The sequence below is a fragment of the Cellulomonas citrea genome (assembly GCF_009829685.1).
Classification (GTDB): Bacteria; Actinomycetota; Actinomycetes; order Actinomycetales; family Cellulomonadaceae; genus Cellulomonas; species Cellulomonas citrea.
This window is the reverse complement of sequence record NZ_VWSD01000001.1, coordinates 1-11,044: the sequence shown is the minus strand read 5'-3', so window position 1 is coordinate 11,044 and position 11,044 is coordinate 1. Positions and strand designations below refer to the sequence as shown.

The 11,044-nt window shown below is 73.9% G+C and carries 12 protein-coding genes; 5 read left to right on the top strand and 7 right to left on the bottom strand.

The features are described 5' to 3' along the window. Nucleotides 1-49: 49 nt before the first annotated feature. From F2B26_RS00065 to F2B26_RS00055, 3 genes are all read right to left on the bottom strand, one after another. Nucleotides 50-433 (bottom strand): cupin domain-containing protein, encoded by a 384-nt coding sequence (locus tag F2B26_RS00065; RefSeq protein WP_159805133.1) that lies wholly within the window; start codon nucleotides 431-433, stop codon nucleotides 50-52. 153 nt (nucleotides 434-586) lie between these two features. Further along, on the bottom strand, nucleotides 587-2,446 hold the full coding sequence (locus tag F2B26_RS00060) for a methyl-accepting chemotaxis protein (RefSeq protein WP_159805131.1): 1,860 nt from the start codon (nucleotides 2,444-2,446) through the stop codon (nucleotides 587-589). 134 nt (nucleotides 2,447-2,580) lie between these two features. After that, nucleotides 2,581-2,985 carry a winged helix-turn-helix transcriptional regulator gene (locus F2B26_RS00055; RefSeq protein ID WP_159805129.1) on the bottom strand — a complete coding sequence of 135 codons (405 nt, stop codon included), beginning with the start codon at nucleotides 2,983-2,985 and terminating at the stop codon, nucleotides 2,581-2,583. 53 nt (nucleotides 2,986-3,038) lie between these two features. On the opposite strand from F2B26_RS00055, the gene F2B26_RS00050 reads away from it, so the two are divergent. Further along, nucleotides 3,039-3,764 carry an SDR family oxidoreductase gene (locus tag F2B26_RS00050; RefSeq protein WP_159805127.1) on the top strand — a complete coding sequence of 242 codons (726 nt, stop codon included), beginning with the start codon at nucleotides 3,039-3,041 and terminating at the stop codon, nucleotides 3,762-3,764. A 58-nt stretch (nucleotides 3,765-3,822) separates the two neighbouring features. Here the strand turns inward: F2B26_RS00050 and F2B26_RS00045 are convergent, their stop codons facing one another. The 4 genes from F2B26_RS00045 to F2B26_RS00030 form a co-directional block, all read right to left on the bottom strand. Beyond that, nucleotides 3,823-5,757, bottom strand: coding sequence for a hypothetical protein (locus tag F2B26_RS00045; protein WP_159805125.1), 1,935 nt, complete (start codon nucleotides 5,755-5,757; stop codon nucleotides 3,823-3,825). Between the two features lie 168 nt (nucleotides 5,758-5,925). Next, nucleotides 5,926-6,309 (bottom strand): hypothetical protein, encoded by a 384-nt coding sequence (locus tag F2B26_RS00040; protein ID WP_159805123.1) that lies wholly within the window; start codon nucleotides 6,307-6,309, stop codon nucleotides 5,926-5,928. 72 nt (nucleotides 6,310-6,381) lie between these two features. Further along, the gene (locus F2B26_RS00035; protein ID WP_159805121.1) at nucleotides 6,382-7,392 is read right to left on the bottom strand and encodes a DUF2804 domain-containing protein; all 1,011 of its coding nucleotides are present in this window, start codon (nucleotides 7,390-7,392) and stop codon (nucleotides 6,382-6,384) included. A gap of 44 nt (nucleotides 7,393-7,436) precedes the next feature. After that, nucleotides 7,437-8,027, bottom strand: a complete 591-nt coding sequence (locus F2B26_RS00030; RefSeq protein ID WP_159805119.1) for a TetR/AcrR family transcriptional regulator — start codon at nucleotides 8,025-8,027, stop codon at nucleotides 7,437-7,439. Between the two features lie 109 nt (nucleotides 8,028-8,136). On the opposite strand from F2B26_RS00030, the gene F2B26_RS00025 reads away from it, so the two are divergent. The 4 genes from F2B26_RS00025 to F2B26_RS00010 all read left to right on the top strand — a co-directional run bounded on the left by F2B26_RS00025 (nucleotide 8,137) and on the right by F2B26_RS00010 (nucleotide 10,901). Further along, nucleotides 8,137-8,523, top strand: coding sequence for a DUF1304 domain-containing protein (locus tag F2B26_RS00025; protein ID WP_159805117.1), 387 nt, complete (start codon nucleotides 8,137-8,139; stop codon nucleotides 8,521-8,523). Between the two features lie 13 nt (nucleotides 8,524-8,536). Then, entirely contained in the window at nucleotides 8,537-9,556 is a 1,020-nt protein-coding gene (locus F2B26_RS00020) for an NADP-dependent oxidoreductase (RefSeq protein ID WP_159805115.1), read from the top strand. Between the two features lie 61 nt (nucleotides 9,557-9,617). Then, entirely contained in the window at nucleotides 9,618-10,169 is a 552-nt protein-coding gene (locus F2B26_RS00015) for a hypothetical protein (protein ID WP_159805113.1), read from the top strand. A 75-nt stretch (nucleotides 10,170-10,244) separates the two neighbouring features. After that, a complete protein-coding gene (locus tag F2B26_RS00010; RefSeq protein ID WP_159805111.1) occupies nucleotides 10,245-10,901 on the top strand; it encodes a DsbA family oxidoreductase in 657 nt (218 codons plus the stop codon). The last annotated feature ends 143 nt before the right edge of the window (nucleotides 10,902-11,044 follow it).

Sequence of the window (11,044 nt, the reverse complement as noted above, 5' to 3'; positions counted from 1 at the left end):
GGCCCGCGCGCCGCCCTCAACTGACATTTCAGCGGGTCGGTAGCCGGGCTCAGACCTCGGGTGCGGCGTACGCGCCGGTCACGTAGAGCTTGCGGATCGGCTCACTGACATTCCAGTGGGTCCGGGCGCCGGCGACCAGGCGACACACCACCCCGGGCTCCAGCAGCACTGTCGCGGGCGGGTCCAGCACCGTGAGCGTGCCGCGACCGGCGAGCACGACGAACACCTCGTCCTGCTCGACGTCGGTCACCGTGCCGCACGTCAGCTCCCACAGCCCGACGGGGGCGCCACCGACGGTGCCGAGCTCGAGGAGCGCGGCCTTCGGGTCGCCGGCGACCACCGTCTCGGCGGGCAGGTCGTAGCCGGTGAGGGTGGCGCTCGCCTGCGCGAGGGCGGTGGTGGCGGGCAGCGGCTCGGCGGCGCTGGCGGGCATGGCGGGTCCTCCGGGGCGGGGTGCGGGACGGCGCGCGGTGGCGCTGCGCACATCCTGCCGGTACCGCTGTCGGCGGGACGGGCGGGACAGCAGGCGGACAGCCGGGCGACAGCACGGGTGGGCGCGCGCCTGCGGCCGGCCCACGCCTGCGGCTCAGGCGACCTGGAACGCCCCGACCTGGACCGCCAGCGCACGTGCGACGTCGGCCATGCCACGGGCGGCCTCGGTGAGGGCGTCCGCCTCCCGGGTGGTGCCGACCGCGACGTCCTCCACCTGACGGATCCCCTCGCTGATCCGCCCGGTCGCCGCGGCGGTGGCCGACAGCGAGCCGGCGACATCGGTCATCGTGACCCGCTGCTCCTCGGTCGCCGCCATGACGGTGCCCTGCGACTGCGTGGCCACGTCCATCGCCCGGTGCGCGCGGTCGATCGCGGCCAGCACCTCGTCGATCTCCGCGTGCTGGGTGCCGGCGACATGGCCGATGTCGCTGCTGGCCCCCGAGGACGCCTGCGCGAGGTTCTTCACCTCGTCGGCGACCACCCCGAAGCCCTTGCCGGCCTCGCCGGCGCGCGCGGCCTCGATGGTGGCGTTGAGCGCGAGCATGCGGGTCTTGGCGGCCACTGCGGCGATCGCCTCGACGGTGCTCTCGATGGTGCGGCTGGACTCGCCGAGCGCGGAGGTCAGGGTCACGGCGTGGGACAGGTCGTCGAGGGCCTTCGCCGCGGTGGCGTTCACCTCGGTCATGGTCGAGGCGATCTCGCCGGAGGCGGCGGTCACCTGCTGCGTCGCGGCGCTCACCTCGCCGATCATCGCGGTGACGGTCTCGACCTCGCTGGAGGCGGCCCGGGACAGGGCGAGCGTCTGGTTCGCGGAGGAGTCGACGGCCTGGGCGGTGCGGCTGAGCCGTTCGGCCGACCCGGCCACCTGCCCGGACGCCTCGAGCAGCCGGCTGACGACGTCGGCCAGTGACGTGCGGGCGCGCTGGATGGCCCGGCCGATGTCGCCGACCTCGTCACGCCCGGTCGGTACCGGCTTGGCGGTGAGGTCGCCGGCTGCGATGGCCTCGATCCCGCGCAGCGCGGTGTCGACGTCGTCGCGGGTGCTCGTGACGACAGCGAACGCCCACGCGAGGGCGATGAGGGTGGCCACGGCCGTGAGCGCGAGCGTGGACAGGCGCTTGTCGGTCATCCCGGCGATCCGGGTGGTGAGCAGCGCGTCGAGCCCGGCGGACGCCGACGGGACGGCGGCAGCCACGGCGGCCGCGGCCGGAGCGGGGTCCTGCGCGGCGGGGGACGCGAGCCCCGCGGTGAGGGTGTCGGCCAGTGCCGTCACGGAGGTCGCGGCGGCCGCGACCTCGGCTAGCTGAGATTTCAGTGCGGTCGAGGAGGTGGTGGACAGTGACGTCTCCACATCCGAGCCGAACGAGCCCGCCGCTGCCGCGAGCGACCCGGCGAGCAGCGCGTGCGCGGCGACCTTCTCGTTCGGGCCGCCGGTCGGCTCGACGGCCGCCTGCGCGGCGGTGACCAGCGCCTTCGGCACCTGGACGACGAGCAGGTCCATGACGTAGAAGGAGTCGAGGTCCGGGTCGAGGATGAGGTTCGAGCTGTTGCCGGCCTCGGTGACGAGCGCGGCCAGCGCCTGCGCGAGCGCGGCCCGGCCCGCCGGGTCGGTGGCGGCCGGGACGAGGGCCTCGGCCTTGCTCATCGAGCCGTCGAGCGCGAGCGAGGGCTCGGCGTCCACGGCGGTCCGCAGCGCGCTCAGGTCGACGTCCTGCCCGCCGGCGGTCGCCGACAGGGCCAGGAGGGCGGGTTCGAGGACGACGAGCCCGTCACGCTCGGCCGCGGAGAACGCGATGGACGCGCCCACGGCGCCGGCGAAGGACCAGACGGCCACGACGGTCGGCACCATGAGGGCCGCCACGAGCAGGCTGAGCCGGGTGCGCAGCGGGAGTCGCGAGGTGAGCCGGCCGGCGAGGCGGCGCCAGCCGCGGGCGTGCGGGGTCGTCCCTCGCACGCCGTCGTCGACGGGGGGAGCAGGCAGGGTTGACGCAGTGCCGTCGGTGCTCACAGCGCTGGTATCGACCCGTTTCGCCCGAATACCAGTCATCGGCGCTCTGATACCACCGAAAGAGTGAGCGTCGTCCCTGGTCAGGGGATGTTTGCGGCCAGATCGGCGGCCTGCGCTCCGTTCTGCAGCGGGATCCCAGCCCTGTCGCGCGCGGCCATGATGTCCGGCACGTGGGTCTGCGCCCAGTCCCGGACGGCGCCCAGCGGCCCGAGCAGCGACCGGCCCAGATCGGTGAGCGCGTACTCCACGTGCGGCGGGTTGCCGCCCAGGTCACGACGTTCGAGCAGCCCGTCGACCTGCATGGCGCGCAACGTCTCGGTGAGCACCTTGGGCGTGATGCCCTCGATCCGGGTCTTGAGCGCGGTGAACCGCAGGGGCCCGTCCTCGAGCGCGACCACGACGAACACCGTCCAGCGCGCACCGATCCGGTGCAGCACGACGCGGCCCGGGCAGCTCGCCGACATGACGTCGTAGGCCTGGCCCATCGGTGCTCCCGGTTCCGTTGAAGATACTGGTATCAAAACCATACCGTCGCGCTATGACAACGCACACCTCTCTGAACGGAACCCGCGTCCTCGTCGTCGGCGGGGCCAGGAACCTCGGCGCCGCGATCTCCCGCGCGGCCGCCGATGCCGGCGCGCACGTCGTCGTCGGCGCCCGTGACCTGGACCGGGCCCAGGCCCTCGCCACCCAGCTGCCCGACGCCCAGGCGGTGCACCTGGACATCACCGACGAGGCGAGCATCGTCGCCGCGGTGGCCGCGACCGGCCCGCTCGACCACGTCGTGGTGCTGCCCACGGCCCACCACAACGTCCCCGTGACCGCCGTGCAGCGTGACGGCGTCCTCGCGGCGCTCGAGGCCAAGGTGGTCGGCCCGCTGCTGCTCGCCAAGCACCTCGCACCGGTGATGGGCGAGGGCGGCTCCCTCACGCTGTTCTCCGGGGTCACCGCCTGGCGTCCCGCTGCGCCCTACACCGTCATGGGCGTGACCAACGGTGCGGTGCAGTTCCTCGCGGCGCACCTGGCCGTCGAGCTGGCGCCGCTGCGGGTCAACGCGGTCTCACCGGGGATCATCGACTCCGGTGCCTGGGACGGGCTCGGCGACGACGCGAAGCATGCGCTGCTCACCGGTGCAGCAGCCGCCAACCCGGTGGCCCGCGCCGGGCGGCCCCAGGACGTCACCGACGCCGTGCTGTGGCTCATGGGTGCCGGGTTCGTCACCGGCGAGACCCTGCACGTCGAGGGCGGCGCGCGGCTGGTCTGAGCGTCGCGCGTCCCGCGGTGGTGCGCAGCCCGCCCGGGCCGCGCACCACCGACGAGGCTCAGCGGGTGCGGACCGCCTGCGGGCGCGCCGACGTCCTGCGGCGGGCCACCTGGAGCGCGAGGGCACCCAGCGCCAGCAGCGACGTGGCGAGCGCGAGCAGCACCCCGGGCTCGGCGCCCGTCGAGGCGAGCGTGGCGGCCGTGACCGTGACCGGGGCGCTGAGCACCTGGGTGCCGTTCTGCAGCACGACGAGCGTGTGGTGGCCGGCGCCGACCCCGTCCGGCAGCGGCAGGTCGATGACGGCCGAACCGGACGCGTCGGTCGTGAACGACCCGAGCGAGATCGGGGTCGAGTGGATCTCCAGCTGGTAGGTCGTCAGCGGGGACAGGCCGTGCAGGGTGACATGGAGCTGACCGCGCACGCTCGTCGTGACCGTGCCGTCCGCCGTGTCGGTCTGCACCCAGCGCTGCCCCACGGACTGGCTCGGCCTGGACCCGATGACGTAGTCGGCGTACCCGGTCCGGTGGGCCGTCGCCTCCACGTAGAAGTAGGAGCCGATCTCGGACTCGGTGGGCGTGTACGTCGTGCCGGTGACCCCCACGAGGAGGGTGCCGACCGGCTGGTCGGGGGTGGCCCGGAACCAGCGGTAGGTGATCGAGGTCGGGGCGGGTGCCCACGAGCCGGCCTCCGCGTCGACGGTGTACGCCGCCCCCACGAGGCCGAGCCCGCTGATCGCGGGGACCGGTGCGGTGGTGAACGAGGCGAGGGCGACCGCACCGGTGAGGTTCGAGGCGGACTCGTAGCCCTGCGCGCCGGTCGCCGTCGCCGTGGCGACGACGTAGAGCTGGCTCCCGACGTCGTCGACCGTCGGGGTGTAGCTGGTGCCCGTGGCCCCGTCGATCGCCACGTCCGGCGTCCGGTACCACTGGTAGGTCACGGACTGTGCGGCGGGGGTGAAGGTCGGGACGGTGAGCGTCACCGGGACGCCGAAGGTCGCGCCGGACGGCACGGCCAGCGCGGTCACCGGGGTGAGCGCGGCCTGCGCCACGGCGCCGGACGTGTTCGACGCAGTCACGTAGGACTGGTAGCCGTCGAGGGTCGCGGTGGCCTCGAGGTAGAGCGACTCGCCGACGAGGTCCGCGGTCGGGGTGAGGCTCAGCGACGTCGCGCCGGGGACGGCCGCCCCGCCGGAGGTGTGCCGCCACTGGTAGGTGATCGAGGAGGGGGTGGGGGTGAACGACGGAGCGGTGGCGGTGAAGGACTCGTCCACCCGCAGGCCCCCGGTGACCGCCGGGGCGCTGACCAGCGTGAACGAGCCGGCGCCCACGGCGCCGATGAACGACGAGGCGACCTCGCTCGTCGTGTACCCGTCCTTGGTGGCCGCGGCCTGGACGTAGAGGGTGCGGCCCAGGTCGGCCGCCGTGAGCGTGTAGCTGCTGCCGGTGCCGATCACGGAGTTGTCGGCCACGTCGTGCCAGGCGTAGGTGATGGCGCCGGGCGCGGGTGTCCACGCCGATGCGGTCGTGGTCACCGACAGCGTCTGGCCCACCCGCGCGGTGCCCGACACCGCGAGCGCGCTCGGCGCGGTGCTGAAGGTGCCGGCCTGGATCACGGTCTGCGACCCCGCGACGTAGGTGTTGGCACCGTTGGTGAGCGTCACCTGGGCCAGCAGATAGGTGCCGACGGTGGTGGTCCCGGTGAAGGTGACGTCCGTGATGCCGCTCGGGTCGGGCATCGCGGGGCCGGTGGCCGCCAGGTCGGTGATGGTCCCGCCGCCGACCGGCTGGGACTGCCAGAGCACCGTGTAGGACGTCGGCGCCGGGACCAGACCGCTGTTGTCGATGGTGATCCTGACATTCGTGCCGACGGTCGCGGTGGAGGGTGCCGACACGCTGGCGGAGCCGTCGAACGCGGCGGCGGCCGGTGCGGTTCCCGCCACGACGAGCGCCGCGACTGCCAGGGGGAGGGCGGCGTGCATCAGCCGGCGCAGCATGGGGCTCCTTGGGCGAATCTGCAGGTGAGAACCCCACGACCCTATCGACACGCGACCGCCGACGGGTGTGGTCGTGACGGCATGTCAGATCCGGTGTGCCGAGGCGTCGCCCGGACGGGCCAGTGCGGTGCCGCGGCGGAGCTCGAACCGCGCCGCGGGCACGCCCGGTCAGCGGGTCAGGGCGTCGATCTGGCCGCTGTCGCCGTCGAAGCGTTGCAGGGTGGCGGGCGCCGGGAACGGCAGCACGTAGCTCGGCACCTGAGCGTCGACCGCGCCGAAGTCGTCGGCCGCGACGACCACCCGGTCCGGCCCGACCTCGACCAGCCGCACGCGCACCCGCGTGCCGTCCGCTTGGGTGAGCTGCCACAGGTCGGCCAACCAGCCGAGCCCGTGGGCCTCGAGGGCCTCCTCGGCCTCGACCCAGTCGACGACTCCGGTGACGTCCCGGCCGAGCCGGTCGACCGCGACGAAGCCGTCGCCGTCGGGCCGCAGGTAGCCGAGCACCTCGCGGTCGCCCGGGCGTCGGTGCTCGAACCAGCCGGTGGGGACCATGGGTGGCAGGCTAGGCGTCCCCGCGCGCGCACCGCGAGGACATTGCTGCCGCCGGGCGCGCCGCGACCCCGGTCACCAGCGCTGCTCGACGTCCTCGGCCGAGCCGACGAGCCCGTCCACGGACTGCCGGTCGCCCGAGGCGTCGAGCACCCAGCCGGACCAGTGGCCGAAGCACTGGTGGGTGGACGAGCGCACGAGGCCGGCGTCGGTGCTCGAGACCCGGTCGTGGAACGGGGTGAAGGTGAGGTCGGCCGTGGCGCCGCGCACGTGCCAGGGCTCGGTCCAGGCCCCGGGCGTCCAGTCCCACACCAGCTCCTCGCGGATCTTGTGCAGCCGCCCGTCCACGACGAGGGCGTTCTCGGTGGAGCCGGTGCCGTCGGTCCAGCGGCCGCCGACCTGCAGCCCGACGGTGCGCCCGTCGACCACCCCGGCCCCGAAGCCCCAGTTCCAGGCGAGCTCACGGGGCCAGTAGCCGCGGCCGTGGTCGAGCGTCGCCCAGGAGGCGTCGAGGTCGACCGGGTGGCGCAGCGCATCGACCCGCAGCGTGCCGCGGGCCGGGCGGGCGACGTCCTTGACCGTGTACTGGAAGCGGTGGTCGTCCCAGGGCACGACGACGCCGAGCCGTTCGTGCCCGGGCGGCAGCGGCACGGTGAGGTCGAGCCGCACCCGGGCGGTGGCGGCACGCAACCGGGTGCCGGCCGGGGTCTCGTCGATCCGGACGGCCAGGCCGCGGGTGCGTGCGGTGGCCGGGCCCGCGCCCAGCGTGCCGGGCAGGTGCGTGCCCACGGCGAAGGGCACGATGCTCACCTGGTCGATCTCGAGGCCGGTGACCCGGTCGAGCACCCACAGCTGGGTGAGCCCGAGGTAGTCGAGGCTGGACACGGTGAGCCCGACGACGTGGGTCGGGGTGAGCACGGCCCAGTACTCCCACCGCTTGGCCCTGCCCCAGCGCCGCGGCACCCGGCCGACGAGGTCGGTGCGGTGCAGGGGGGTGCGGGTCCAGCCGACCGCGGCGGGGTCGAGCGTCCCGTCGGGGCGTTGCAGGGCGACGGGTGCGGTGATCTCGGTCTGGTCGACGGCCATGAGCCATCGTGCCTGACGGCGGTGTGCGCTGTCTGTGCGACGGCTCAGTCGTCCTGGTCCCACTCGTTGATCTGCTCGAGCCCGGCGCGCAGGGTCGCGACGGCCTCGTCGCGGTTGATCTTGGCGAGCACGAGCCCGGCCACGGTCATCGACGTGAGCTGGCGGGCGCGGCGGGCGAGCCGGGCCAACGAGGCGGCGGGGTAGCGCGCGGACAGCGCCACGGCGAACGAGCCGGTGAGCTCGGCGCGGTAGTCCTCGATCACGTCGGCGAGGGCCGGGTCGTGCCCGGCGCTCGTGGCGCAGGCGAACAGCAGGCAGCCACGGCGGGGGGAGTCGTCGGGCAGGGTCTCGACGGCCTGGGTGAGCCCGCGCAGGTAGCTGCGGACCGCATCGGGGGCCACGGGCTCGTCGACGAGCACCGCGAGCCGGGGGCGGACGACGGTGTCGAGGTAGTCGCGCACGGCGGCGTCGAACAGCCCGCGCTTGGAGCCGAAGGCGTGGTAGATCGACGACCGGGACAGGCCCGTGGCGCGTTCGAGGTCGGGCAGCGAGGTGCCGTCGAGGCCGCGGTCCCAGAACACGTCGCGCGCGGCGCTCACGACCTCGCTCAGCTCGTAGCCGGCCGGCCTGCCCATCTGACCTCCGATTTGTGTATCGCTCGATCCACTATAGTCTCTCAACTGGATCGAGCGGTACACAAATTACTAGATCATTCGGTCTAGAACCCCTGACCTGGGAGGGCGCATGCTCGTCATCGGACTCGTGCTCACCGCGGTGGCGGCCGCGATGCACGTCTACATCTTCACGATGGAGTCGCTGACCTGGACCTCGCCGCGCACCCGCGCCACCTTCGGGCTGAGCGAGCAGCAGGCGCAGGCCACCCGGGAGATGGCTCTCAACCAGGGCTTCTACAACCTGTTCCTGGCCGTGCTCGTCGCCGTCGGCACCGTGCTCGTCGCCGCCGGGCAGCACGGCGTGGGCCTGGCCCTCGTGCTCGCCGGCGCCGGCTCCATGGTCGCCGCGGGGCTCGTGCTGCTCGTCTCCTCGCCGGACAAGGCGCGTGCCGCCCTCGTCCAGCTCGTCCCGCCGGCCCTGGGCGTCCTCGTCCTCGTCGTCGGCCTGCTCGCCTGACCCCGGAGGAACCATGTCTGCCACCAGCACCCAGGTCCAGCTCGTCGCGCGCCCGCACGGCCGCCCGACGCCGGACTGCTTTCGCACGCTCACCCTCGACCTGCCGCCGCTGACCGACGGGCAGGTGCGGGTGCGCAACGAGTTCATCTCGGTCGACCCCTACATGCGGGGCCGGATGAACGACGCCAAGAGCTACACGCCGCCCTACGCGCTCGGCGAGACGATGACCGGTGCCGCCGTGGGCCGCGTCGTCGAGTCCGCCGCCGAGGGGCTGGCGCCCGGGGACACCGTGCTGCACACCCTGGGCTGGCGGGACGTCGCGCAGGGCGACGCGGCACAGTTCCGCGTGGTGCCCAAGCTGCCGGGGCTGCCGCTCTCGGTGCACCTGGGCATCCTCGGAATGACCGGCTACACGGCCTACGTCGGGCTGCGGAAGATCGCCGCGCTGACCCCCGGCGAGACCGTCTTCGTCTCCGGTGCGGCCGGGGCCGTCGGCACCGCGGTCGGGCAGATCGCCCGCCGACTCGGTGCGGCGCGCGTCGTCGGGTCGGCCGGTTCGGCCGCCAAGGTCGACCTGCTCACCAGCCGCTACGGCTACGACGCGGCGTTCAGCTACAAGGACGCCCCGGTGCGCACGCAGCTGCCGGCCCTCGTGCCGGACGGTGTCGACGTGTTCTTCGACAACGTCGGCGGGGACCACCTCGAGGCGGCGCTCGACGTGATGAACCGCGACGGGCGCGTCGCGCTGTGCGGGGCCATCTCGGCGTACAACGCCACGACGCGGGCGCCCGGACCGGACAACATGGCGCTGCTCATCACCCAGGGGCTCACGCTGCGCGGGTTCACCGTCGGCTCGCACACCGAGCTGTACGGCGACTTCCTGCGGGACATGTCCGGCTGGCTCACGGCGGGCGAGGTCGTGTTCGACGAGACCGTCGTCGACGGCATCGACCACGCGCTCGACGCGTTCGACGCGCTCATGGCGGGGGCCAACGTCGGCAAGATGGTCGTCCGGATCGACCCGGCCGTCTGATACCCCCTGGGGTATCGTGAGGCGGCGCGCCACGGGGCGCCGCCTCACGAACGGGGATCAGATGAGCATCTCGACCCAGGTGGGTGACGCCGTCCGCGTCTGGCGTGGCTGGTCGGCCCGCCGGCACCTCGTCGCGGCCGGTGCGGCCGTGCTCACCGTGCTCGTCGTGGCGGTGCCGACGGCGATGATCCCGACGCCGGTCTTCGGGCGGGAGGTCGCCGTGACGGTGTGGGCCTGGCCGGTGCTGCTTGTCACGGCCGCACTCTCCGGGGTGCTGAGCGCCTCGTACGTGCGGGACCGCGCCGCTGAGCCGGCGGGCACCGGGCTGGCGGGCACCGGGCTCGCGGTCGCCCCCGTCCCGGCCGATGACGACCGCCCCGGCCGGTTCGGCGCCGCCGGCGGGCTGCTCACCTTCCTGGCCGTCGGCTGCCCGGTGTGCAACAAGCTGGCGCTGCTCGCACTGGGCTACGCCGGTGCCATCCAGTGGTTCGCACCCGTGCAGCCGCTGCTGGGGGCGGCGGGGATCGTGCTGCTCGGGTACGCGATCGTGCGCCGGCTGCCGAACGAGAGCGGCTGCCCGGTCCCGGTCCGCGAGGCCTCGCGCGTGCCGTGACCCGCCCGGGGTCTGTTCGACTCTCTCCGCCTGACCGCCGGGAACACTCGCGCGGCCGGCGCGGTTGGTCCGGGGGTGACGACACCTCTCACCGTCGACGTCTGGTCCGACATCGCCTGCCCGTGGTGCTACATCGGCAAGCGGCGCTTCGAGGCGGGGCTCGCCTCGCTCGGCGACCAGGCCCCGCCGGTCACGCTGACCTACCACTCCTTCGAGCTCGCGCCGGACACCCCGCTCGACTTCGAGGGCAGCGAGGTCGAGTTCCTCGCCGAGTACAAGCAGCTTCCCGCCGACCAGGTGCACCAGATGCTCGACCACGTCGCCGGGCTGGCCCGCGAGGTCGGCCTGGACTACGACTTCGACGCGCTGCGGCACACCAAGACCCTGGCGGCGCACCAGCTGCTGCACCTGGCGAAGGCGCGCGGTCTGCAGCTCGAGCTCGCCGAGCGGCTGTTCAGGGCCTACTTCACCGAGGGCGGGCACGTCGGGCACGTCGAGGACCTCGTCGGCTACGCGCAGGAGGTCGGGCTGGACCCCGAGGAGGCGCGCGCCGCGCTGGCCGACGGCCGGTACGCGGCCGCGGTGCAGGCCGACCTCGACCAGGCGGTCGCCTACGGCATCCAGGGCGTGCCGTTCTACGTGATCGACGGGCGCTACGGCATCTCCGGCGCCCAGCCGCCCGAGACGTTCGCCCAGGTGCTGGCCCAGGTCGCCGCCGAGCGTGCGGTATGAACCCGCAGCTCCCGGGCCTCATCATGATCGCGAGCGACGGGCCCGCGCCGGTGTGCGCCGACGGGGTGTGCGGCCCGGTGCCGGACGACGCCGACACAGCCGCACCGGCGGCCGCGACCCCGGCCGGCGGACAGGCCTCGGCC

Coding starts and splice junctions, on each gene's coding strand:
- F2B26_RS00030 (WP_159805119.1), bottom strand. CDS start 8,027: ATGGGCAGGCCGGCCGGCTACGAGCTGAGCGAGGTCGTGAGCGCCGCG.
- F2B26_RS00015 (WP_159805113.1), top strand. CDS start 9,618: ATGAGCATCTCGACCCAGGTGGGTGACGCCGTCCGCGTCTGGCGTGGC.
- F2B26_RS00055 (WP_159805129.1), bottom strand. CDS start 2,985: ATGGGCCAGGCCTACGACGTCATGTCGGCGAGCTGCCCGGGCCGCGTC.
- F2B26_RS00045 (WP_159805125.1), bottom strand. CDS start 5,757: ATGCTGCGCCGGCTGATGCACGCCGCCCTCCCCCTGGCAGTCGCGGCG.
- F2B26_RS00040 (WP_159805123.1), bottom strand. CDS start 6,309: ATGGTCCCCACCGGCTGGTTCGAGCACCGACGCCCGGGCGACCGCGAG.
- F2B26_RS00020 (WP_159805115.1), top strand. CDS start 8,537: ATGTCTGCCACCAGCACCCAGGTCCAGCTCGTCGCGCGCCCGCACGGC.
- F2B26_RS00065 (WP_159805133.1), bottom strand. CDS start 433: ATGCCCGCCAGCGCCGCCGAGCCGCTGCCCGCCACCACCGCCCTCGCG.
- F2B26_RS00035 (WP_159805121.1), bottom strand. CDS start 7,392: ATGGCCGTCGACCAGACCGAGATCACCGCACCCGTCGCCCTGCAACGC.
- F2B26_RS00050 (WP_159805127.1), top strand. CDS start 3,039: ATGACAACGCACACCTCTCTGAACGGAACCCGCGTCCTCGTCGTCGGC.
- F2B26_RS00025 (WP_159805117.1), top strand. CDS start 8,137: ATGCTCGTCATCGGACTCGTGCTCACCGCGGTGGCGGCCGCGATGCAC.